We start from the raw sequence: 22,562 nt of genomic DNA, 5'->3' as shown, positions 1-22,562 counted from the left end.
CAGCGTGCCGATCAGTGATGCGCTGCACCCTGGTCTCCGGTCAGCGCCGCTTCGGCGAGGTCGACCTCGCGGACCAGCTTGCGCAGCACGCTGTCGTTGATGCGGTCGCGCTGGCGCAGCTTGTAGTACTCACGGCGTTCGGCGCGCAGCGCTTCCAGGCGAGTGTCGCGCTCCAGCTGGCGCAGGGCGGCGAGCTGCGGCGTCGACGTTTCCGTCGAGTGCAGGGTCAGACGCTCGCGATAATAGCTCATCAGCTGCGAACTGATGTCGTTGAAGGCGATGATCGTCTCGTCGTTGGTCTTGTCGCGGGCGAATTCGCCGGTGCGATCGTGGTGGTAGCGTTCGATGCGATAGATGGCGGCCTCGGCGCCGGCGATTCTGGCCTTGCGCTCCTCCTCGAACTCATGGGTATCGGCCGGGATCTTGAGATTTCTCAGCACCAGCGGCAGGCCGATGCTGCCGGTGATCAGGGTGAACAGGATCACGCCGGTCGCCAGGAAAATCAGCAGCTCGCGGGCGGGAAAGGGGGTGCCATCAGCCATGACATGGGGCAGCGACAACGCCGCCGCCAGGGTGATGGTGCCGCGAATACCGGCGAGCGTTGCCGCCAGCATCAGCTTGAGCGGCACACGGCCACCGCTGTCCGGCGAGGGTAGCCGCGGCCGTCCGCCGAGAAAGCCGCTCAGCCTGGTGAGCCCGCGGCCCACTTCCCGGGCCAGCCAGATCCAGGCGAAACGTGAAGCGAGCAGGGCGATCGAGATTGCGGCCACGTAACCCAGCAGGCGCAGGAATTCGAAGTCGCCGATGTCGTGCAGCGAGTGATCCAGCGCGGCGCTGATGATCGCCGGCAGCTGGAATCCCAGCAGCAGGAACACCAGCGCGTTGAGGACGAATTCGAGCATTTCCCACACCGCCTGGGTCTGCATGCGGGTGTGGAGCTGGCCGACGCGTTTGATGTCGGCACGATTCATTACCATGCCGGCGGCCACCGCGGAGAGGATGCCGGACATGCCGAGATGCTCGGCCAGCAGATAGGCGGCGAAGGGTAGCAGCAGCACCAGCAGGATGACCTGTACCGTGGTGGCCTCGCCGAGATGCCGCTCGATCAGTCGCGTGCGCAGGAAATTGAAACCGAAGGCCAGCAACCCGCCGACCACCAGACCGCCGATCGAGATCAGCAGGAAGCTCCCGGCCGCGTCGGTCAGCGAGAAAGTTCCGGTCAGCGCTGCCGCGACGGCGAACTTGAACGCCACCAGGCCAGAGGCGTCGTTCATCAACGACTCCCCCTCGAGGATGCGCATCAATCGTGGCGGTACCGGCAGGCGGCCGGAGATTGACGATACTGCCACCGCATCGGTGGGCGAGAGGATCGCCGCCAGGGCGAAGCAGATCGCCAGCGGCAGCGTCGGGAACAGGAGATGGATGAAGTAGCCGACCCCGACCACCGTGAACAGCACCAGTCCCAATGCCAGCGCCAGAATCGGGCCGCGCAGGATCATGAACTCGCGCTGGGGGAAGCGGCGAGCATCGGAAAATAGCAGTGGCGCAATGAACAGCAGCAGGAATATCTCCGGCTCGAGTTCGACGTGCAGCCCCGACGCCGGCCATGCCAGCAGGGCACCGAGCAATATCTGTATCAGCGGGGTCGGGAGCGTGGGGACGAAGCGTGTGATGACGCCGGTCGCCGAGGCGACCAGCAGCAGAATTAGAACCAGTAACAGCGTATTCATCGATCCGGTCGACCGGTGTGAACTCGTTAGCCGCCGAGCTTAACGGATGTCGAACCCGTTGCGGTACGGTGCGACAAAATTTCCCGCCGACGGTCCGGGCGAGATCATGGTGACGTGACTATGCTGTTGTCGGTGGGTGGCATCGATGTCCTGACAACATCGGCTACCCGACGCTTCCGTGACAGACAGGCCGAGCCGTCGCGCCGCATGGCCGTCGGCGGCAGCTGGCGACGGGCGGGTACCGCGATAGATCGTGGTCCAGGCCCGTGACCGAGAGAGCGAGACAATGCTCTACGTCTGCTCGACCTGCGAAGACGACACCTGACAACGACCGTGACGAGGCGCAGTGACGCGCCGTGCCGTCACCGTTTAGATCCCCGATGAGGAGCCGGCAAGATGGATGATTCCGTGCATTCCCGACCCCGGGTGCCAGAGACTCTCGGTACCCAGACGCTCAATTTCACGCTCAACGGCGAGCCGCGCACCCTCGAAGTCGCGCCGAACGCCGTGCTGCTCGACGTGCTGCGCGAGCAGCTTGGGCTCGGCGGCACCAAGAAGGGCTGCGACCACGGCCAGTGCGGCGCCTGCACCGTGCATGTCGACGGCCAGGCGATGAATTCGTGCCTGCGCCTCGCCGTGATGTGTGAAGGTCAGCAGGTGACCACGGTGGAAGGGCTCGCCCGCGACGGCGAACTCCACCCGGTGCAGCAGAACTTCCTCGAGTGCGACGCCTATCAGTGCGGCTACTGCACGCCGGGCCAGATGATGTCCGCCACTGCGCTGCTCAACGACGAGCGTATCGGCACCGACGACGCCTCGGTGAAAGAGGCCATGAGCGGCAATATCTGCCGCTGCGGGGCGTACAAGAACATCGTCGAGGCGATCCAGAGATCCCGCGCGCAGTTGGGCTACGACGCCACGCGCAAGGAGGGAGCGGCATGAGAACCTTCGCCTACTCCCGCGCCGATAGCGTCGATCATGCCGCCCATCGGACGATGCCCGATACGGCCTTCGTCGCCGGTGGCACCACGCTGCTCGATCTGATCAAGCTCGACGTACTGAAGCCGGAAAACGTGGTCGACATCAACGCGCTGCCGCTCAAGCGAGTCGAGCGGCTCGACGACGGTCGGCTCAAGATCGGCGCGTTGGTCACCAATACCGACCTGGCCCACCACCCCGAGGTCAAGTCGCACTATCCGGTGCTCTCCGAAGCGCTGCTGGCGGGGGCCTCGACGCAGCTGCGCAACATGGCGACCACCGCCGGCAACGTGATGCAGCGCACTCGCTGCCCCTACTATCGCGACCCGGCGGCCAAGTGCAACCGGCGCGAGCCGGGCAGCGGCTGCGATGCGATGGACGGCATCAACCGCATGCACGCCGTGCTCGGCGGCAGCGACGCCTGCATCGCCGTGCATCCGTCGGACATGTGCGTCGGTATCGCTGCCATCGGCGCAACGCTGACGCTGCAGGGGCCCGACGGTGAACGTGAGGTCGACTTCGCCGACTTCCACCGCCTGCCGGGCGACACGCCGCACATCGAGCATGATCTGGCCGATGGTGAGCTGATCACCGCGATCACGCTGGACGCGCCGCTGAAAAACGCCGGTTCGCACTATCTCAAGCTGCGTGACCGTGCTTCCTACGAGTTCGCGCTTGCCTCCTGCGCGGCCCAGTTGATGCTCGACGGCGACACGATTCGGGAAGCGCGCCTCGCGCTCGGCGGCGTTGCCACCAAACCTTGGCGCTGCAGCGATGCCGAGGCGGCGCTGGTCGGCCAGACCGCCGACAAGACGAGCTTCGAGCGCGCCGCCGACATCGCCCTGAAGGATGCCCAGGCGCGCGAGCACAACGGCTACAAGATCCCCCTGGCGCGTCAGGCGATCGTGCGCGCGCTGCGCAATGCGGCCCGCGGCGACAAGCCGGCGAGCGAGACACAGGAGAGCCAGGCATGAACGACATGACCCGACCCGACTTCGACAAGCCCCGCGTCGTCGGCCAGCGCACCCCGCGCATCGACGGCGAGTTCAAGCTCACAGGCCGCGCCGGCTATACCGGCGAACTCCACGTCGACGGCATGCTCTACGGCTACCCGGTGCCGGCCACCATCGCCAATGGCGTGCTCGAGTCCCTCGACCTCGATGCCGCCCGCGCGATGCCGGGCGTGGTGGACATCTTCCATCATGGCCACTTCGAGGCGTTGCATCGCTCGCCCAACTCCATGGCCCATGGCGACATGGTCAACGAGGTGCGCCTGCCGTTCGAGGACGAGCGCATCTACTACCACGGCCAGTATGTCGCCCTCGTCGTCGCCGAGACCTTCGAGCAGGCGCGGGCCGCGGCCCAACGCGTGGTTGCCCGTTATCGTGAAGAGCGCGGTGCCGTCGTCAGCCTGCTGCAGACCGAGGCCGAAGGCACGCTGCAGGAGAGCGCCGGTAGCACCCGGGGCGATCCGGAAGCGGCATTCGGCGGTGCCGAGGTCAAGGTCGACTCGACCTACCACATCGCCGCCGAAAGCCACCTGCAGATGGAGATGCACGCGACCCTCGCCGAGTGGCGCGACGCGGGCAAGCGGCTGGTGGTGCACGAATCGACCCAGGGCGTCTTCTTCCAGCGTAACGCCATGGCGCGGGTCTTCGGGCTCGCCCAGGAGAATCTGGAAGTCATCTCGCACTACATCGGCTCCGGATTCGGCAACAAGCTGTTCATGTGGCCCCACTCGGTCGCCACCGCGGTGGCGGCGCGGATGATCGGTCGGCCGGTGAAGGTCGTGCTGCCGCGCCAGCAGGACATGACCAGCGGCGGCAATCGCCCCGCCTCGCGTCAGCGTATCCGCCTGGGTGCCGATCGCAGCGGCAAGCTCACCTCGGTGATCCATGACAGCACCACCGAGACCTCGCTGGTGCATCAGTACGTCGATACCTGCGGCAGCGCCACGCCGAGCTTCTACGCCTGCGACAACGTCTCGACCAGCCAGCGCGTGCTCGAGGTGAATCACGGCACGCCGTGCCCGATGCGCGCGCCGGGCGAGGTCTCCGGCATCTTCGCGCTGGAGACCGCCATGGACGAGCTGGCGGTGGCGCTCGAGATGGATCCGGTGGAGCTGCGGCTGAAGAACAACGCCGAGCAGGACCCGGCGAGCGGGCTGCCATGGTCGAGCAAGCATCTCGACGAGTGCCTGACCAGCGCTGCCAAGCGCTTCGGCTGGGAGCAGCGCAACCCGGCCATCGGCTCGATGCGCGACGGTGACGAGATCATCGGCTACGGCATGGCCTCCTGCACCTGGTCAGCCGGACGTCAGCCGTGCGAAGCGCGGGTCGAGCTGCGCGCCGACGGCTCGCTATTCGCCGCCTGCGGCACTCAGGACATCGGGACCGGCACCTACACCATCGTCGCCCAGGCCGTGGCCGAGCTCACCGGCGCCGAGCTCTCGCGCATCGAGGTCAAGCTGGGCGAGACCAGCCTACCGGCGGGGCCGCTCTCCGGTGGCTCCATGGCGACGGCGACGGTGCTGCCCGCCGTGGCGGCGGCAGCGCGCGACGCGCTGGATGCGATCAAGGAAGTGGCAGTGGGCAGTGGCGGAGCATTCGAAGGCAGCGACCCCGATTCGCTCTCCGCACAAGCGGGTGGCCTCACCGATGGCGAGCGCCGCGTGAGCTTCGAGGAGATCCTCGAGACCAGCAAGCTGTCGAGCGTCAACGGTCAGGGCAGCGCCGCCCCCGGAGACGAGCGCAGCGAGTACGCTTTCCGCTCCTTCGGCGCGCACTTCGTCGAGGTCCGTATCGACCCGGAAATCTCCCGAGTGCGCGTGGCGCGGGTGGTCTCCTCGATCGACATCGGCCGGGCGATCAACCCGCCAACGGCGCGCAACCAGGTCGAGGGCGGCATCGTCATGGGCGTCGGCATGGGCCTGCTCGAGAAGCTGGACTACGACCCGCGGGATGCGCGGCTGATCAACGCCAACGTGGCCGACTACATCGTCCCGACGCACGCCGATGCGCCGGAGATCGACGTCGAGCTGCTCGACTACCCGGACTTCAAGCACAACGAGTTCGGGGGTCGTGGCGTCGGTGAGATCGGCCTGACCGGCGTGGCGTCGGCGATCGCCAATGCGATCTACCACGCCACCGGCAAGCGCCATCGCGACCTACCGATCACCATCGAGGCACTGTTGGCGTCATCGTGACGGAAGGCCCTGGACGCCATGCAGGAAAAGGTCGACACAGCGTGTCACCCGCTCCTCGATCGCCGCCCGTGAGGGCGGCGATTTCAGTTGCAGCACGCGAATCAGATGCCATTCACCCAGCAGCATGCCGAGGAACATGCCGGCGAGCTCGACGGTGTCGCAGGCCGGCATCAGTTGCCGCTGCACCCGACGCTCGAAGTAGTCCGCCAGGGCGAGCCGGACGCGACCGGGGCCGCCATCGAAGAACAGCCGGGCCAGTTGCGGCTGGCGGGGGCTCTCGGCCACGACTTCGCGGTAGATGCCCAGGGTTTCCTCACCCATGACCTTGACCAGCAGGTCGATGCCGAGTCGCTGGAGCGCCGCTTCGATGGCCAGCTCGTCGACCCCCTCGTCGGTCAGGGTGCCGTAGATATGATGGGAGCGGCGTTCGACCATGGCCTGGAACAGGCCTTCCTTGTTACCGAAGTGGCGGTAGAGGGTGGACAGTGACCCGCCGGCGCGACCAACGATGTCGTTGACGCTGACCTGGCCGTAGCCATGCTCGAGAAACAGCTGCTGTGCCGCATCGAGCAGGGCATCCCGACGCTGACGGCCCCGCGCGGTGGTCGGGGGGGAGTCTTGGGGGCGTGGCGATGACATGGTTTTCCCTCGTGCCGGCAAGGCTTGATTTTTTCGATACGCGGTGGCGTTTTCAAGAAGATAGTGTAGTCTACACTACACATTGGTTGGGCGCGCAGTTCCCGCATCAAAATAGGCTCGGCATGAAGATCAAAAAGAAACTCTACACGGCAGTCGTGATACTGGTCGCGCTGGCGGTGGCGCTCGTCTTCGCGTGGCACTGGTGGCAGACCGGTCGCTTTTTCATCGAGACCGACAACGCCTACGTACACACCGATAGCGTCGCGGTGCGCTCGGAGATCAGCGCGCGGGTGATCGAGGTGGCGGTGGACGACAACCAGCGTGTGAAGCAGGGCGATCTGCTGGTGCGGCTCGACGACCGCGATACCCGCAGCCAGTTGGCCCAGGCCCAGGCGCAACTGGCCGTCAGCTCGGCCAACGTGACCCAGGCCCAGCGCCAGGTCGAGCTCGACCAGGCCAGTATCGACGAGGCGCAGGCTCAGGTGACCGCTGCCCAGTCCGACGTCGCCCAGGCGCGCCAGCATCTCGAGCGCTCGCAGTCGCTGGCGGCCAACAACTACGCCTCGCGCCAGCAGTTGCAGGACGACCAGGCGTCGCTGCGGGTCGCACAGGCCACGCTGGCGGCGCGACAGGCGAGCGTCGAATCGGCCAAACGGCGACTGTCGGCCGACCAGGCTGCCATCGACAGCGCCAAGGCCAATCGAGACGCCGCCGAGGCGGACATCGACTACAACCAGAGCCAGCTGGCCAAGACGCGCATCGTCGCCCGTCGCGACGGCATCATCGGCAATCTGACCGTCGAGCCCGGCGATCTGGCCCAGCCGTCGCTTACCCTGATGCAGTTGGTTCCGGTTGCCAGCGCCTACGTGGTCGCCAACTACAAGGAGACCGAGATCGAGCGTATGCGGGTGGGTCAGCCGGTAACGCTTGCGGTGGATGCCTATCCGGACATCACGTTTACCGGCAAGGTCGACAGCGTGGCGCCGGCCACCGGCACCCAGTTCAGTCTGCTGCCCCAGGACAACGCCACCGGCAACTTCAACAAGATCGTCCAGCGCGTGCCGGTCAAGATCCGGGTCACCGGGCCCAAGGATCAACTGTGGCGGCTGCAGTCCGGCCTCTCGGTCGAGCCCTCGGTGGATACCCGCGAGGTCGATGGCCAGGCGATCTATTTCGATCCCGGCCCCGAGCTGGACGACGGGTCGCAATCGTGACAGTCCCTTGTGAGTCCGTGGCATGAGTGAAGTGGCAGCACCAGCCGGCGCCGGCCCGCAGGAGATGCCGTCCTGGCACTACCGCTTCGGCTTCATCGCGGCGGTGTTCGGCATGTTCATGGCGATTCTGGACATCCAGATCGTCGCCAGCTCGCTGAACGAGATTCAGGCCGGCGTTTCGGCCTCGAGCGACGAGATATCCTGGATCCAGACCTCCTACCTGGTTGCCGAGATCATCATGATCCCGCTCTCCGGCGTGCTGATGCGCTGGCTCTCGACGCGGGTCGCTTTCGTCATCTCCTGCGCCGGTTTCACTTTGGCCAGCCTCGGCTGTGCGCTCGCCTCGAGCATCGAGCAGCTGATCGTATTGCGCGCCATCCAGGGTTTCATGGGCGGGGCGATGATCCCGATCACCCAGGCGATCAGCTTCTCGCTGTTTCCCCGGCGCGCCATGGGCGCCGTCCAGGGCGTGATCGGCATGGTGGTGACCATGGCGCCGTCGATCGGCCCGACCGTCGGGGGGTACGTCACCGAGCTGTTCAGTTGGCACTGGCTGTTCCTGGCCAACGTGATTCCGGGGATCTTCGTCACCCTGGCGGCATGGCGCTTCCTCGATATCGACAAGGGCGACAAGGAGGTCGCCAAACGTCTCGATTTTCGCGGCCTGATCCTGATCGCGCTGTTTCTTGGCAGCCTCGAGTTCGTGCTCGAGGAGGGGCCGGGCGATGACTGGTTCGCCAGCGAGCTGATCGTATGGATGACACTGCTCTGCGTGGCCTCCTGCATCGGCTTCTTCTGGCGTGTGTTCACCTATGAATTTCCCATCGTCGACCTGCACGCCTTTCGCAATCTCAATTTCTCCATCGGCACCGGGCTCGTGTTCGTGGTCGGTATCGCGATGTACGGCCTGGTCTATCTGATGCCGCTGTTTCTCGGCGGCGTGAGGGGGTACTCGAGCCTGCAGATCGGCGAGGTCATGTTCGTCACCGGGGTCGCGATGTTCTTCACCGCCCCCATCGTGGGGCGGCTGACCAACTCGGTCGATCTGCGCGTGCTGCTGTTCTTCGGCCTGACGCTGATCGGCATCGGGACGATGATGAACAACAACCTCACCAGCGAATCCGGGTTCTGGCAGTTCTTCTGGCCGCAGATCGTGCGCGGTATCGGCATGATCATGTGCATCATCCCGGCCTCCCGCATCGCGCTCGGCACCTTGCCGCCGCAGGAGCTGGGCAACGCTGCCGGGCTCTTCAGCGTGATGCGTAATCTCGGCGGCGCGGTGGGGCTGGCGATGCTCGACACCGTGCGCGACTGGCGCGAGGACTATCACTGGAACCAGCTGATCCCCGCGCTCAACGAGGGGCGAGTCGTGGTCCAGCAGCAGATCGACAATTACCAGGCGATGCTGATCGGGCACGTCGCCGATCCCTACCACAGCGCGGTGGCGCTGCTCGGCCAGCGCTTTGGCGTCCAGGCCCAGGTGCTCGCCTACAACGACATCTTCCTGTGGCTGGGCTGCATCTACCTGCTGAGCGTGCCGCTGGTGTTCCTGCTCAAGAAGATCGAGCATTGACTGCGGGCCGGGATCGTCGGCGTACCATTCTGACGAAGCTCGAAGCTCGAAGCTCGAAGCTCGAAGCTCGAAGCTCGAAGCTCGAAGCTCGAAGCTCGAAGCTCGAAGCTCGAAGCTTCTTTCTGTAATCTGGCTCTCCTGCTGACCCGCCTCAGCGTTTCGTTCGATCGTTCAGGATGGTTTGCCGCGATGAAAACGCCTCAATCAAACAAGCCCGGCGCCGATGAGCCGACCCGCACCGTGCTGCGCCTGATCGGGAGTTTCGCCGCGCCGGTGGCGATCTACCTGGTGGCCTGGGAACTGGTGGCGTGGCTGATACTTCCCGCCGTGGCGGCGGCCGGGCGAGCGTTCACGATCAATCTCTTCAGCGTGCTGATTCCATTCGTCGGCGTGCTGGCCAGCGTCTACCTCGCCGGTGTCAGGGCCGGTCGGCTGCTGGGGGGTGGCGTGATGACGGTGTTCTTCCTCTATCTCTACACCTCTTCCGGCGTCGTGTTCAGCTGGCTGCCGGTCGCGCTGACCCTGGTCGGGATTCTTCTCGCGGTGGCCGCAGCCCGATACTGCCCCACGATGAAACCCGATCTGGGCGATGCCTTCGGCTAGGTGTCGGTCGTGTCCGCCTCGAATGCGCATCCCAGGCTCGGCGACTGGCTGGCCGGGCGCCGCGAGGAGCTTCGGCGGCGGCGCTGGCGAGGCGTGCTGTGGATCGCCGACGATGCCCCCCAGGCCGTCAGCAAGGCTCGGGCCTGGATCGCGGCGGGGCGCTGGCACTCTCCGCTGTGGATCGGCCCCGAGCTGGCGCTCTCTTCCCAGGCGTCGCCACTGCCCGAGGGGATCACGCGGCTGAGCGCCTCCCGCGCCCGCGGCCAGCTGGGCAGCGAGCACGATCTGGTGATCTTCGACGCCCTATCCCCCGAGGCGGGATTCGATCCGGATGCCTTCGGCGCCATCAGCGGTACCGTCCTGGCCGGGGGGTGGCTGGTGCTGTTGACACCGAGGCACTGGCAGCAGCCCACCGGTGCAGACTGGCTGCCGGATGCCGACTATCGACGGCTGGCGCACTGGCCCCATGATGCGGAAACCCTGTCGACGTACTACCTGCAGCGCCTCGCCGGAGGGCTTCGAGACAGCGCCGATCTGGCGGTATGGCCGTCTGATACCGCGTTGCCGCTCTCGTCTTCAGCGATCTTCTCCGTCCCGAGCTCCGATCCAGTCATCGATTCAAGCATCGAACCAGCGCTCGACCCGGACTCTCACATCGAGGATCGCGTCAACGACAGCGACTGTCTGACCCGTGACCAGGCCGAAGCGGTTTCGCGACTGACGCGAATGCGGCGACGCCGGCCGGTGGTGCTGGTGGCCGATCGCGGTCGTGGCAAGAGCGCGGCGCTGGGCATCGCGGCCGCGCGTCGACTGATGCGGGGCGAGCGACGGCTCTGGATCGCGGCATCGAGTTCGGTCGCGGTGGAAGCGGTGTTCGAACGCCTCCAGCGATTGCTGCCCGGCGGTAGACGCGACGCGGGTCGTTTCGAGGTCCGCGTCGACGGTCGGGAGTGCCGGGTCGAATGGCTGGCACCGGAGCAGGTCGTCCCCGCGCTGGCGGCACGCGACATCGACGCGCAGTCGCCGCCGACGCTGTTCGTCGACGAGGCGGCCGCGATTCCCGCCGCACGTCTGGTCGACTGGCTGGGTCGCTTTCCGCGGATCGCCTTCGCCACCACGGTGCATGGCTACGAGGGCACCGGCCGCGGATTCGAGATTCGTCTGCGCGAGGCGCTGGATCGGCTGACCCCGGAGTGGCGGCGGCTACCGCTGGATACCCCCATTCGTTGGGCGGCCGGCGACCCGCTGGAAGCGTTGACCCGCGACCTGCTGTGCCTGGATGCCGAGATCGTCGCCGTCGACCCCGCTGTCGCGCGCTCGATGCCGGTCGCCCATGTCTGGCTGGACCGGGCGGCGCTGGCCCGGGACGACGACTTGCTGAGATCGATTTTCGGCCTGCTGGTGCAGGCTCACTACCGTACCTCGCCGAGCGATCTTCGCCACCTGCTGGACGGCCCCGACGTTCACCTGCTGGCGGCTTTCGTCGGCGACATGGCCGTCGGTATCTGCGTGGTGCAGCAGGAGGGGGGCTTCGACGCAGCACTGGCCGAGGCGATCCATCGGGGGCAGAGGCGACCGCGAGGGCATCTGCTGGCACAGTCGCTGGCCACCCACGGCGGTTACCGGGAGGCCGCGCTCGCCAGCTGGTGGCGCATCATGCGGATCGCCGTTCACCCGCAGGCCCGGCGGGAGGGAATCGGCTCGGCGATGATCGGGCGGGTTGCCGCGACGGCACGGGAGCGCGCTGTCGATCACCTGGGTGTGAGCTACGGTGCGGAGCCGTCGTTGACCGGCTTCTGGCGTCGACAGGGGTTCCGCTCGCTGCGGATCGGGCTGACTCGAGAGGCGTCCAGCGGGGAGCCGGCGCAGATGATGGCGTTGGCGCTGGCGGATGATTCGGCGCGGCTCCTCGACCGGATGCATGACGATTTCGTACGCCACCTGCCGGACCTGCTGGCAGGTGAACTGCGGGAGATCGAGCCGCTCGTCGTGGCGGCCTGGCTGCACGAGGGGCCCGTGCCGGTCCTGTCCGTCGATCTCCACGAGCGACTGGACTGGTTTGCCGCCGGAGGCGGCGAGCTGGCACCGATCCGGCCCTGGTTGCGGGAGGCCTGGCTGGGCTGGTGGCGGCGACAGCCGCTAGCCACGGTCGAGCGCCTGCTGGCGGACGAGGAGGGCAAAGTCGTGGTGCCTGACGCCCTGACGCGGTCGGTGCGGGTGGCCGTCCCGGCGTTGTTCCAGTATCGCGACGAGGCGCTCTCACTGCAGGGGCGGCGGGAACGCCTGGCGAGCGCACGCGGGCTGGCCGCGGCGCTGCTGGCCTGGCACCACGACCGCCGCGATCCCGAGGGCACCGCACCGGCGCCTGGCTGAGGCGCGCGAGCGCTCGGCACATATGGTCAAGCCGCAGTCAGACGAGTAAGGTGTTTGCACCTCAAAATGAGCCGCGGTTCGCTGGCGGCTCGGGTTTCATTCATCACTCTTTCGACACCCGTTGCGGCGAGCTTCTCGCCGCGCGACGAGGCTGGAATCGACCATGAACGATCATCTGCTGCAACTCTCCCCCGAGCCCGTGTGGCGTCATTTTCGTACGCTCTGCAATACGCCGCGCTCCTCCGGCCACGAAGCGAAGTTGATCGACATCCTGCAGCGCTGGGCCGACGACAAGGGCTTGACCCACGATCGCGACAGCTACGGCAACCTGCGGATCCGCAAGGCGCCGAGTCCGGGCTGCGAGTCCGTCCCCGGCGTGATCCTGCAGGGCCATCTCGACATGGTGACGCAGGCCAACAGCGACCACCCCCACGATTTCCTCAACGATCCGCTCGATACCTACGTCGAGGATGGCTGGCTCCACGCCCGCGGTACCACCCTGGGTGCCGACAATGGTCTCGGTGTCGCGGCGGCGCTGGCGATTCTCGAGGCGGACGACATCGATCACGGCCCGATCGAGGCGCTGTTCACGCTGGAGGAGGAGACCTCGTTGCAGGGGGCGCTGTCGCTGGACGAGAACTGGCTGGAGGGGCGCTACCTGCTCAATCTCGACTCCGAGGATCGCGGCGAAGTCTATATCGGCTGCGCCGGCGGTGCCGATGTCGTGGTCGACGCCGACCTGCCGATGCGCGGCTGCGACGAGGAGGAGGTGATGCGTCGCCTCTCCCTGACCGGCCTGGTCGGTGGGCACTCCGGCGCCGATATCCACAAGGAGCGGGGCAACGCCAACCAGTTGCTGGTGAGGGCGCTGCGAGGGCTGGGCGAGTTCGAGATTCGACTGGTGGACTACCAGGGGGGCACGCTGCGCAATGCGCTGCCTCGCGAGGCGTTCGCCACCATCGTGGTGGACGAGCACCATCTGCCGGCGGTGGAGCAGGTGCTCGCCGACCTGCAGGCGCTCTACCGCGAGGAGCTGGCCGGCGTCGACGACGGCGTCACCCTGACGCTCTCGCCGGGCGAACTCTCCTGCGATGAGGCCGAGGCGCTGACCGATACCGCCACCCAGTTGCTGGTTTCCGCCCTCCACGCCGCGCCTTACGGTGTCGAGCGCATGAGCGTCGAGGTGCCGGGCGTGGTGGAGACCTCCAACAACCTGGGGGTGGTATCGCTGGAGAAGGGGCGCTTCCACCTCTGCGCGCTGGTGCGATCGCTGCGGGACAGCGCGACGCGCAACCTGGCGGACCGTTTCACGGCGCTGTTCGGCCTGATCGGCGCCCAGACGCGGGTCGAGAACGTCTACCCTGGCTGGACACCGAGCGCGGACAGCACGCTGCTGACCCGCTTTCGTCGGCTCCACCAGGAGCAGCTGGGCAGCGACCCCGCGGTGAAGGTGATCCACGCCGGCCTCGAGTGCGGCATCATCGGTGGCAAGTATCCGCAGCTGGAAATGATCTCCTTCGGCCCGGTGATTCGCGGCGCCCACTCACCCACCGAGCGTACCGAGCTGGCCTCCGTCGAGGAGTTCTGGAAGGTGCTCAAGGCGCTGGTCGCCGACATCGCCTCCGGCAAGGCCGCCTGAAGCCGCCCCGGAAACGAGCCTGGCGAGTGGTGCTCTCGTGGCAAGGCGTTCCCGCCGGAGCGCCATCGAGAGAACCACTCGCCCTGGCGGCCCCTCTCTCCCCCAATCGCTTTCCTGACCGGTTATAACGCCTCCGTTCGTGCCAAACCGAGTGACCGGCCAGCACACTCTCGCTCATACTTGGCAGGGTCGGAAGAGTCGTAGCTTGCGGGAGGCATGAATGAAGGTGAAACGCATAGTCTCGAATATTGCCGCCGCCAATCCCTCGAATGCGGAGAATTTTTACTCAGCTATTTTTGGGCTTAAGCTTGTGATGGATCACGGATGGATAAGGACCTATAGCTCGGGTGAGGAAATGAGCAGTCAGGTAAGCGTGGCCTCGGAGGGCGGATCCGGCACACCTGTTCCTGATTTGTCCATAGAAGTCGATATCCTGGAGACCGCCCTGGAGAGGGTGAAGAACAATGGCATAAAGATTGAGTACGGGCCTGTAACTGAGCCCTGGGGTGTCCGCCGGTTCTACATCAGAGATCCTTTCGGAAAGCTCATCAATGTCCTACAACATGAGTAATCGTCGGGCATGTTCTATCGATTCTCGTCATTCGGGCCTCCTTGCCTCCGCTTCTCTGCGCCAAGGGGGCCAGCGCGCTCAGGCTTCATGCTCCGGCTCTTAGGACTTTCTAGATGAAATCAGTCTTCGACAGCGTACCTTCTGACTTTCGGCTTCTATCGGTACTCGTGACCATCGTAGTCATTACGTTTATGGTGAACTGGGCTGTCATTGCGATAATCAATAGGCTGGAAGCGTCTAAGTTGGCAACCGCCTCGGTCGACAAAACCGCGCTCAATTTCGCCAAGCGTCTAATATCCGTCGTGATCTATGGTGTCGGCGTTGGCGCATGCCTGACACGGATCCCCGAGCTCGATATCGTGGGTCATTCACTACTGACGGGCGCCGGCATTCTCACCCTTGTCGGCGGTCTGGCCTCGCAGCAAGTACTTGGCAATATTGTCAGCGGTTTCATGATCGTGTTCTTCCGTCCGTTCCGGATCGGCGACCGAATCACCGTCTCCGGCAATTACACTGGAACAGTCGAAGACATCACGCTTCGGGAAACCATCCTCCGGGATGCGGAGAACAATCGAATCATCATCCCGAATTCACAGATCAGCAGTGAGGTGGTGGTCAATGCCAACCACACGGACAATAAAATCTGCAAGATCATCGAGGTGGGTGTCGGCTACTCATCCGACCTGGAGCAGGCGATGACGATCATGCAAGACGAGATCGTCAAGCATCCGCTGCTCATTGACCAACGCACAGAAGAGCAGATACGAGATAACGCCCCGATCGTGCCAGTACGAGTCACGGCGCTCGGTGATTCTTCGATTACGCTGAGAGCTTGGGCCTGGGCAGACAGTCCTGCCAACGGTTTCGTGTTGCAATGTGACAGTTACGTCAATCTGAAACGCCGATTCGACGAGGTCGGCATCGAAATTCCCTTCCCGCAGCGAACTATCTCGTTCGCCGATGGATCTCGAGTCAACTCGCTGGCCGAAGACCCGAAGGAAAGGAATGCCCACTAGGCGGAGCACAATGATGCCTTGCAGCCGGCTCGTCTTCCGCTATTCCTCTTCAGTCGTTAGCTTCAAACGGGCGGCTGGAGGAAGAAATCATAGCCACGACCCTGGAAGGGTGAGTGGTTTGAGAAGCGTGCTGATGAGGCCTGTCTCTCAGGGAGAAAAGTGAGACACGACGGCGGAAGCCTGTCGTTAGGCCATCAACTTATCCAGAGGGGGATAGGTGAGGGGCGGGTGGTTTCAATCGGACGTGGCATTCCATTTCAGAGACTAGAGGCCCAGCATTCGGCGGACCTCTCTCCGATAAACGATGGCAATGCAGGCAGGGAAAGGCCAGCAAGAGCGCCTTATTACTGCTGCTGGCGATGCGTGTCCTCGCGTACCGCCTCGCAACCTTCCTCCGAGATGTATCCCTTCGCCAGCGCGTGCTCGGCGATGCTGACGCTGTCCCGGGCGAGGATCAGTTCGCAACCGGCGTGCTTGACTTCATTGGCCAAGGCCTCGATCGCGGCGTCCCGCTTCGGGTCGTTGTCCACCTTGCGGATGTAGATGGCGCGGACGCGGTCGGGATGCATCTTGACGATCTCGGTGTAGACCTCAGGGTCGCGCTGGCCGCTATCGCCGATGAGAATGAAGGGGAGCGTGTCGTAGAGCGACAGCATGTTGCAGATGACGTCGGACTTGTGATCCTCGGCCTTGCGTGGCCAGGGCCGCTTGAGCGTCATGCCCCACTCGCGCAAAAACAGGATAGGCCCGACCGGGATACGGTTCATGTTGAAGAACATCTCGAGAACTTCGTAGATGCTCCAGGGCCCCCGCGAGACATACAGCATGGGGCGTTTGCGGTTGCCCTCGGCACCACCATAGAGCGCGCGGTAGAGGGCGGCGACGCCGGGGAAGGCGGTACGCCGGTCGGCCTTTTCCATGAACAGGCGATAGAGCATCTTCAACTTGTTGGCGACGCCGGTGTACATCACGGTGTCGTCGATATCGCTGATCACGATCAGGTCGGTACTCGCCGGCGGTATGTAGATCTCGGTCTCGGTGCTGATGGCGTCGTCCTCCGAGAGGACTTCCAGCTTGACCGAGTGCCAGATCGCTTCGGCGGGCAGGGTGTGGGTAATGTCGATATGGGCGTGGAAGTAGCCATCGCGATCGGTGGTGACGGTGGCGTGGGTCGCGCCGAGCCGGATGTCGACCCGTGCATCCCTGACACCATGCCTGACCAGACGACGCGTGACGTCGACCAGATCGCGAGCCGCACCGCCTTTCTCCCACTTCATCAATCGTCCGGGCTGGCGGAAGACACGGCCCATGATGAAGGCTTCCGTATGCGAGCCGTAGCCGCGATAGGGATGGACGATCACCCCACCCTCGCCCTTGTCGCCTCCCCGCATGGGGCGTGTGAACAGGCGCACCAGCTTTTTGGTGAAGTGGATGAGCTTGGTCACGAACAGCCGGGGGAGCGAGCCAGCGCGGTCGGTTTCGGAAGCGGTGTCGGAGGAGTGGGGCACGATAGCTGGCAATCCTAGGTTCGATTAACGATGAGTATGGGAACTTGCAGGTTATCGTGCAAAGTCTGGCCGTTCACCGGTACCAGATACCAAGACGCCCACCATAGGGTGGGCGTCCGGAGGGTCGTTGTCGAGCGTCGATCAGGCGTGCTGATTGCTGTGACGACCTTCGGCCAACTCTTCGAGCAACTTGCCATTGAAGTCGTCGAGGTCCTTCGGCGTGCGGCTGGTGACCAGGCCGCTGTCGACCACGACCGACTCGTCGAACCACTGGGCACCGGCGTTTTTCAGATCCTGCGCGACCGAGGGTACCGAGGTCATCTTGCGGCCCTCGACGACGCCGGCGTTGATCAGGATCCAAGGCGCGTGACAGATCGCCGCGACCGGTTTGCCGGCTTCGAAGAAGTGCCTGACGAACGCCAGCGCCTTGTCGTTGAGTCGCAGCGTATCGGGATTGAACAGGCCACCCGGCAGCACCAGGGCGTGGTAGTCGGATTCGTTGACCGCGTCGAGACTCTTGTCAGCCTCGTAGGTGTCGCCCCAATCCGTCTCGGCCCAGGCGCGAATGCCCTTGCCGTCCGGGGTGATGACATGAGTCTCGACGCCCTGACCTTGCAGCGCGGCACGGGGGGAGGCGAGCTCGGACTCCTCGAAGCCGTCGGCGGCGAGGATTGCGACACGTTTACCGTTGAGTTGCTGAGCCATCTTGACCTCCTGGTCTTGATATATCGGCTTGATGTTTCGATGAGTGGCAAGCCCATGGGCCATCCCGGTCCATGTCTCGGCTCACTCAGGAAGTTTGGGATAGTCTGGGCAAAGTTCAAGGAAAAACGCGCGTCGGACGCCTCGGGCAGGAGCACGCGGCTTGCGCGCGGGAGCCGACTCGGGGATGGTGGCCGCCGCGAGATGGCGAGTGAGTGCCAGGGCAAGAGGAAGCGATGCGATGAGTGGCGGAGTGGGGGAATGGCTGTTGCCGTCTACCGGCGGGCTCGTCCTGCTGGGTGGTCTGGTGACGATCCTGGTCGGTGTCCTGGTGTGGCAGCGCCGGCACTGGATGGGCGAGCGCGACAGCCTGCAGGCGCGGCTTCAGGCCAGCGAGACGCAGTGCCGGCGCCTGGAGCAGGAACTGGCCCAGAGCGACGGCCAGCAGGACGATCTCCGCGAGCGGCAGGCGCAACTGCAGCAGCAGCTCGGTGCCCGCGAGCAGCAACTCGAGGCCCTCAACGAGCGCCTGGCGGCGCTGCGCGAGCAGTACGGGCGGCTCGAGACTCGCCACGAGCAGCAGCAGAACCAGCACGCGGAACAGCTCCAGTTGCTGGAGCAGGCGAAGACGCGGATGGGGCACGAATTCGAATTCCTTGCCGGACGCATTTTCGACGAGCGCCAGCGCGCCTATAGCGCCCAGAGCCGCGACAGCCTCGAGGCGCTGCTCAAGCCCTTCCGCGAGCAGGTCAGCGGCTTTCGCCAGCGGCTCGAGGAGATCCACGGCCAGGAGGTGCGTGAGCGCACCACGCTCAAGGTGCAGATCGACCAGCTCGCCACCCTCAATCGTCAGATCACCGAAGAGGCGGCCAACCTGACCCGGGCGCTCAAGGGCGACAAGAAGATGCAGGGCAACTGGGGCGAGGTGATGCTGGAGTCGGTGCTCGAACGCTCCGGGCTGCGCCGCGACATCGAGTATCGCCGCGAGGTCTCGATCGAGGGCGAGCAGGGACGTCAGCGCCCCGATGCGGTGATCTACCTGCCCGACGACAAGCATCTGATCGTCGACGCCAAGGTCTCGCTCAACGCCTATGTGCGCTACGTCAACGCCGAGGAGGACGCCGAGCGCGAGCAGGCGCTGCGGGCCCACGTACAGGCGATCCGCGCGCATATCGACGGCCTGGCGGGACGCGACTACCCGCGCCTGCCGGGGCTGCGCTCACCGGATTTCGTGTTCCTGTTCATGCCCATCGAGCCGGCCTTCGCGGTCGCCTTCCAGTTCGACGACACCCTGTTCCAGGACGCCTTCTCCCGCGACATCGTGGTGGTCACGCCGACCACGCTGCTGGCCAGCCTGCGCACCGTGGCGAGCCTGTGGAATCTGGAGCGCCAGAACGAGAACGCGCGCCATATCGCCGAGCGCGCCGGCAAGCTGCTCGACAAGTTCCAGGGCTTCGTCTCGAGTCTCGAGGATGTCGGGCGCCATCTGGGCCGTGCCCGGGGCAGCTACGACCAGGCCATGGGGCGGCTCGCCACCGGCCAGGGCAGTCTGGTCGGCCAGGCGCTGGCGCTGGAGAAGCTCGGCGTGCGCATGAAGCGCGCGCTGCCCGAACACCTGACCCGGGAGGCGGACGCCGACGAGACGGCACTCGATAGAACCCCGGCCGACGCTGATGCGAGTCGCACGGGTGATGCCGGCGAGAACGAGAGGGGTGAAAACGAGAGGGGCGAGAACGAGCACGCCAAGAGCGGCCCTGCCGAAAGCGAGCGCGCCGAAGATAGCGCGCATACCGATAGCGGCGAGAGCGATACCGCACCCGCCGCGCAAGACCGCCCGAGGCAGGGCAGGCCGGGCTAGGCGGGCTCGGCGGCGTTCGGCAGTGCCGCACCGCCCGCCGCCAGGTCGATCGCCAGGCCCTGCAGGCAGAGCAGCGCCATCACCTGATGGTCGGCGCCGACGCCGAGCGCCACCAGCCGCTTGGCGCGTTCGATCGCCGGGGCCGCGGGGTCGATGTCACCGCGCCAGCGCACCACCAGACTCTCTTCGGCCGCCTCGACGTAGTCGATGCGCTGCACCGTATCGGCGAGAAAGCCGATCAGCCCCTGGCCACTGTCGGCGATCAGCACGTGCTGGGGTGGGCGCGATGCGTCGCGGCCCAGCAGGCGGCGCAGATCGACCAGGGCGACGCTGCGTCCTTGACGGCGCCAGACGCCGACGAAGCGCGGGTCACCGCCGCTGGCGAGATAGTCGGTGGGGGCGACGTCGACCGCGTCGAGCTGATCGAGCAACGTGGTGTAGTCGCCGGCACAGGTGAAGCGCACCAGCGCGAAGCGTCGCCGGGGTTGGTGCTCGGCGGCCGCGCTGCCCGTCTGGGTGCCGTCGAGCCGCGCATGCAGGCGCGCCAGCGCACTCAGATTGAGCGCCGACAGCAGCTCCCGGTGATCGAGCGCCAGCGCATCGCGCCCCGTGGGGCAGGCGACCAGTCCGGCCACCGCCGCCGGCTGCCCCGGGCCGGCGGGCGACAGGGTGCCGTCGGCACTGAGCGTGGTGACGTGTTCCAGGGCCAGTGCCAGACGCCCCTCGGGGCCATCGAGCACCACCATGTAGCGGGGCCGCAGGCGCTGCGGGGCGCGCCCGATCAATGCACTGGGGTCGAACAGCGGCAGCCGCGTACCGCGCAGTGTGACGTTGCCGAGGTAAGCATCGAGTTCGATCGGCGGCGGTTCGATCTCGGGGCAGTTGGCGACCTCGCCGACGATCGCGGTATCCAGCGCCAGCGGCTGGCCGCCACTCTCCACGATCAGCCAGCGCCGGGCGGTGAACCGTGTCGGCGTGGCATCGCTGGTCAGCGTCGGCGGCGCCGAGGCGTCCGGCGAACGACGATCGGTGAGTTCTGGCGACGGTGTCACCGCGACCATCTCCTCCAGCGCGAATAGCGCATCCAGGTCGAGCAGGTACGCCGGGTGGGCCAGGCTCGGGTGATCGATCAGCGCCGGCGTCAGCGCCAGGGTGCTGCCGTCGCCGTGGCTCACGGCATGGCGCTGGCTGGGCAGCACCTCGATCACATCGACGATCTGGCTTACACACAGCCCGAAGCGCGCACCGCGATGCGCCACCACGGCGACGAAGCTGGCCCGAGACTTGCCCTGGCGGAGAGTCTTGCTCTGGGCTTCGTCGATAGGGACCTCGTCGACTTGGGGCTCATCATGGGCATCGAGAGTGGACGCTGCCGGGAGGTCATGATCGAGCTGCAGCAGCCCCGCCAGGTCGACCAGTGGCAGCGGCTGGCCGCGCAGCGACAGCGTGCCCAGCGACCATGTCGGTGCCCGCGGGCGCGGCGGCGGCAGGCGCTCCAGGCGTACCACTTCTTGCAGGTCGTGGGCATCGAGGGCGACATCGCCGGCACCGACGCGCAGGATGCCGAAGACGCACGCGCTCATGACGTCGCTCGCTCCTCGCTGCGAGTAACCCGGGCCAGTTCACGGATCGCGGTATCGACCCGGTTGGCGGTCTCGAGCTGGGCACTGGCGGTGGTGGCGATCTCCTCGATCGAGTCGGTGGTCTGGGCCACGCCCTCGACGATACGTGCGAAGGAGTCGGTGGCGCGCTGGGTCACCATGTTGCCGCTGTCGATGCGCTTGAGCGACTCGCCCAGCAGGCGGTTGATCTGGCGCGTGGCGTCGGCGGATTTCTCGGCCAGCTTGCGCACTTCGTCGGCGACGACCGAGAAGCCCAGGCCGTGCTCCCCGGCGCGGGCGGCCTCGATCGCGGCGTTGAACGCCAGCAGGTTGGTCTGCGAGGCGATCTCTCCGATCACCTTGACGATGGCATCGATATCCTCGGAGGACTTCTGGATCGCCGCCATCGCCTCGCGCGAGTCGCTCAGCGACTGGGTACCGCGGTTGGCCTCCTGCTGAGTTTCGCGGGCCAGCGAGCGGGTCAACTGGGTATTCTCGGCGATCGAAGCGATGGAAGCGTTGAGCGCATGGACCGACTGGCTCATGGCCTCGGTCTGGGCCTGGATATGCTCCTCCAGCTCGACCTCGGCGGTGATGTCGGTGGCAAACTTGATCACCTTGTAGGGCTTGCCGTCGGCATCGAAGATCGGGTTGTAGGTGGCCTGGATCCAGACCCGGCGACCATGCTTGCCCAGGCGCATGAAGCGCCCGTCGAACAGTTCGCCGCGGCTCAGTGCCAGCCAGAAGTCGCGGTACTCGCGGCTGACCACATGGTCGGGCGTGCAGAACAGGCGGTGATGCTGACCCACGATCTCGTCGGCGTGGTAGCCCAGGGTATCGAGAAAGTTCTGGTTGGCGGTGAGGATGTTGCCCTTGAGGTCGAACTCGATCACCGCCTGGGCGCGATCGATCGCCTTGACCTTGCCTTCGTACTCGGCGACGGCACGCTTCTGCAGGGTGATGTCCGAGGCCAGCTTGATCACCTTGTAGGGTCTGCCCTCGGTGTCGAGCACCGGGTTATAGGTCGCCTGCAGCCAGATATCCTCGCCCTGATGTGTGACGCGCTTGAACTCGCCGCTGACGTACTCGCCGCGTCCCAGGCGCATCCAGAACTCCTGATAGGCGCGGCTCTGGGCGTAGCGCTCGTCGCAGAACAGGCGGTGGTGCTGGCCGATGATTTCGTCGCGGTGATAGCCCATGGCGTCGAGGAAACGCGCATTGGCGTCGAGCACATGGCCGTCGAGGTCGAACTCGATCACCGCCTGGGAGCGGTTGACCGCCTGCCACAGCGCCTCCAGCGGCGGGGCGGCGAGTGTGTCGAAGCTGTCGGTGGAAGTGTCGAGGGGCATGAG

At 65.7% G+C, this 22,562-nt stretch carries 17 protein-coding genes; 11 read left to right on the top strand and 6 right to left on the bottom strand.

Going from position 1 to position 22,562, the window contains the following annotated elements:
- Positions 1 to 11: 11 nt before the first annotated feature.
- Positions 12 to 1,730: a Na+/H+ antiporter gene (locus AAGT95_RS02735; RefSeq protein WP_110707984.1), complete on the bottom strand. Its 1,719-nt coding sequence runs from the start codon at positions 1,728 to 1,730 to the stop codon at positions 12 to 14.
- Between the two features lie 396 nt (positions 1,731 to 2,126).
- Between AAGT95_RS02735 and AAGT95_RS02730 the strand changes: the two genes are divergently transcribed.
- Genes AAGT95_RS02730 through AAGT95_RS02720 form a run of 3 tightly spaced genes read left to right on the top strand, consistent with a single transcriptional unit; the run spans position 2,127 to position 5,913 of the window.
- Positions 2,127 to 2,672 (top strand): (2Fe-2S)-binding protein, encoded by a 546-nt coding sequence (locus AAGT95_RS02730; protein WP_110598085.1) that lies wholly within the window; start codon positions 2,127 to 2,129, stop codon positions 2,670 to 2,672.
- A complete protein-coding gene (locus AAGT95_RS02725; RefSeq protein WP_342595442.1) occupies positions 2,669 to 3,682 on the top strand; it encodes a xanthine dehydrogenase family protein subunit M in 1,014 nt (337 codons plus the stop codon). Before AAGT95_RS02730 ends, AAGT95_RS02725 begins: the two co-directional genes overlap by 4 nt.
- Complete coding sequence (locus tag AAGT95_RS02720; RefSeq protein WP_342595441.1) at positions 3,679 to 5,913, top strand: xanthine dehydrogenase family protein molybdopterin-binding subunit; 2,235 nt, start codon at positions 3,679 to 3,681, stop codon at positions 5,911 to 5,913. The genes AAGT95_RS02725 and AAGT95_RS02720 overlap by 4 nt, the downstream gene beginning before the upstream one ends.
- Here AAGT95_RS02720 and AAGT95_RS02715 read toward each other — a convergent pair.
- On the bottom strand, positions 5,905 to 6,552 hold the full coding sequence (locus AAGT95_RS02715) for a TetR/AcrR family transcriptional regulator (protein WP_342595440.1): 648 nt from the start codon (positions 6,550 to 6,552) through the stop codon (positions 5,905 to 5,907). The two genes, AAGT95_RS02720 and AAGT95_RS02715, sit on opposite strands and share 9 nt — an antisense overlap.
- 122 nt (positions 6,553 to 6,674) lie before the next feature.
- On the opposite strand from AAGT95_RS02715, the gene AAGT95_RS02710 reads away from it, so the two are divergent.
- From AAGT95_RS02710 to AAGT95_RS02680, 7 genes are all read left to right on the top strand, one after another.
- The gene (locus AAGT95_RS02710; protein WP_342595439.1) at positions 6,675 to 7,766 is read left to right on the top strand and encodes an HlyD family secretion protein; all 1,092 of its coding nucleotides are present in this window, start codon (positions 6,675 to 6,677) and stop codon (positions 7,764 to 7,766) included.
- A 22-nt stretch (positions 7,767 to 7,788) separates the two neighbouring features.
- Positions 7,789 to 9,339: a DHA2 family efflux MFS transporter permease subunit gene (locus AAGT95_RS02705; RefSeq protein WP_110707981.1), complete on the top strand. Its 1,551-nt coding sequence runs from the start codon at positions 7,789 to 7,791 to the stop codon at positions 9,337 to 9,339.
- Between the two features lie 189 nt (positions 9,340 to 9,528).
- The gene (locus AAGT95_RS02700) at positions 9,529 to 9,942 is read left to right on the top strand and encodes a hypothetical protein (RefSeq protein ID WP_110707980.1); all 414 of its coding nucleotides are present in this window, start codon (positions 9,529 to 9,531) and stop codon (positions 9,940 to 9,942) included.
- A gap of 9 nt (positions 9,943 to 9,951) precedes the next feature.
- Positions 9,952 to 12,315 carry a tRNA(Met) cytidine acetyltransferase TmcA gene (locus tag AAGT95_RS02695; protein WP_342595438.1) on the top strand — a complete coding sequence of 788 codons (2,364 nt, stop codon included), beginning with the start codon at positions 9,952 to 9,954 and terminating at the stop codon, positions 12,313 to 12,315.
- Between the two features lie 163 nt (positions 12,316 to 12,478).
- Complete coding sequence (locus tag AAGT95_RS02690; RefSeq protein WP_342595437.1) at positions 12,479 to 13,954, top strand: aminoacyl-histidine dipeptidase; 1,476 nt, start codon at positions 12,479 to 12,481, stop codon at positions 13,952 to 13,954.
- Positions 13,955 to 14,174: 220 nt separating this feature from the next.
- Positions 14,175 to 14,525, top strand: coding sequence for a VOC family protein (locus AAGT95_RS02685; protein WP_342595436.1), 351 nt, complete (start codon positions 14,175 to 14,177; stop codon positions 14,523 to 14,525).
- 113 nt (positions 14,526 to 14,638) lie between these two features.
- Entirely contained in the window at positions 14,639 to 15,541 is a 903-nt protein-coding gene (locus AAGT95_RS02680) for a mechanosensitive ion channel family protein (RefSeq protein ID WP_342595435.1), read from the top strand.
- 344 nt (positions 15,542 to 15,885) lie between these two features.
- Here the strand turns inward: AAGT95_RS02680 and AAGT95_RS02675 are convergent, their stop codons facing one another.
- A complete protein-coding gene (locus tag AAGT95_RS02675) occupies positions 15,886 to 17,049 on the bottom strand; it encodes an App1 family protein (protein WP_342595434.1) in 1,164 nt (387 codons plus the stop codon).
- Positions 17,050 to 17,190: 141 nt separating this feature from the next.
- Positions 17,191 to 17,754 carry a type 1 glutamine amidotransferase domain-containing protein gene (locus AAGT95_RS02670; RefSeq protein ID WP_110598203.1) on the bottom strand — a complete coding sequence of 188 codons (564 nt, stop codon included), beginning with the start codon at positions 17,752 to 17,754 and terminating at the stop codon, positions 17,191 to 17,193.
- Positions 17,755 to 17,992: 238 nt separating this feature from the next.
- Here AAGT95_RS02670 and rmuC point away from each other — a divergent pair, with 238 nt between their 5' ends.
- Complete coding sequence (gene rmuC, locus AAGT95_RS02665) at positions 17,993 to 19,609, top strand: DNA recombination protein RmuC (RefSeq protein ID WP_342595433.1); 1,617 nt, start codon at positions 17,993 to 17,995, stop codon at positions 19,607 to 19,609.
- Here rmuC and AAGT95_RS02660 read toward each other — a convergent pair.
- Both AAGT95_RS02660 and AAGT95_RS02655 read right to left on the bottom strand, forming a co-directional pair.
- Positions 19,606 to 21,192, bottom strand: a complete 1,587-nt coding sequence (locus AAGT95_RS02660) for a chemotaxis protein CheW (protein ID WP_342595432.1) — start codon at positions 21,190 to 21,192, stop codon at positions 19,606 to 19,608. The genes rmuC and AAGT95_RS02660 overlap by 4 nt on opposite strands.
- The gene (locus AAGT95_RS02655; protein ID WP_342595431.1) at positions 21,189 to 22,559 is read right to left on the bottom strand and encodes a PAS domain-containing methyl-accepting chemotaxis protein; all 1,371 of its coding nucleotides are present in this window, start codon (positions 22,557 to 22,559) and stop codon (positions 21,189 to 21,191) included. Before AAGT95_RS02655 ends, AAGT95_RS02660 begins: the two co-directional genes overlap by 4 nt.
- Positions 22,560 to 22,562: the final 3 nt, after the last annotated feature.

Source organism: Salinicola lusitanus (assembly GCF_038648475.1).
GTDB lineage: Bacteria > Pseudomonadota > Gammaproteobacteria > Pseudomonadales > Halomonadaceae > Salinicola > Salinicola lusitanus.
This window is presented reverse-complemented; position numbering and strand designations above follow the sequence as displayed.

Excerpts from the sequence above, each read along its gene's own strand:
- AAGT95_RS02735 (WP_110707984.1), bottom strand. The coding sequence starts at position 1,730 with ATGAATACGCTGTTACTGGTTCTAATTCTGCTGCTGGTCGCCTCGGCG.
- AAGT95_RS02730 (WP_110598085.1), top strand. The coding sequence starts at position 2,127 with ATGGATGATTCCGTGCATTCCCGACCCCGGGTGCCAGAGACTCTCGGT.
- AAGT95_RS02725 (WP_342595442.1), top strand. The coding sequence starts at position 2,669 with ATGAGAACCTTCGCCTACTCCCGCGCCGATAGCGTCGATCATGCCGCC.
- AAGT95_RS02720 (WP_342595441.1), top strand. The coding sequence starts at position 3,679 with ATGAACGACATGACCCGACCCGACTTCGACAAGCCCCGCGTCGTCGGC.
- AAGT95_RS02715 (WP_342595440.1), bottom strand. The coding sequence starts at position 6,552 with ATGTCATCGCCACGCCCCCAAGACTCCCCCCCGACCACCGCGCGGGGC.
- AAGT95_RS02710 (WP_342595439.1), top strand. The coding sequence starts at position 6,675 with ATGAAGATCAAAAAGAAACTCTACACGGCAGTCGTGATACTGGTCGCG.
- AAGT95_RS02705 (WP_110707981.1), top strand. The coding sequence starts at position 7,789 with ATGAGTGAAGTGGCAGCACCAGCCGGCGCCGGCCCGCAGGAGATGCCG.
- AAGT95_RS02700 (WP_110707980.1), top strand. The coding sequence starts at position 9,529 with ATGAAAACGCCTCAATCAAACAAGCCCGGCGCCGATGAGCCGACCCGC.
- AAGT95_RS02690 (WP_342595437.1), top strand. The coding sequence starts at position 12,479 with ATGAACGATCATCTGCTGCAACTCTCCCCCGAGCCCGTGTGGCGTCAT.
- AAGT95_RS02685 (WP_342595436.1), top strand. The coding sequence starts at position 14,175 with ATGAAGGTGAAACGCATAGTCTCGAATATTGCCGCCGCCAATCCCTCG.
- AAGT95_RS02680 (WP_342595435.1), top strand. The coding sequence starts at position 14,639 with ATGAAATCAGTCTTCGACAGCGTACCTTCTGACTTTCGGCTTCTATCG.
- AAGT95_RS02670 (WP_110598203.1), bottom strand. The coding sequence starts at position 17,754 with ATGGCTCAGCAACTCAACGGTAAACGTGTCGCAATCCTCGCCGCCGAC.
- rmuC (WP_342595433.1), top strand. The coding sequence starts at position 17,993 with ATGAGTGGCGGAGTGGGGGAATGGCTGTTGCCGTCTACCGGCGGGCTC.
- AAGT95_RS02660 (WP_342595432.1), bottom strand. The coding sequence starts at position 21,192 with ATGAGCGCGTGCGTCTTCGGCATCCTGCGCGTCGGTGCCGGCGATGTC.
- AAGT95_RS02655 (WP_342595431.1), bottom strand. The coding sequence starts at position 22,559 with ATGCCCCTCGACACTTCCACCGACAGCTTCGACACACTCGCCGCCCCG.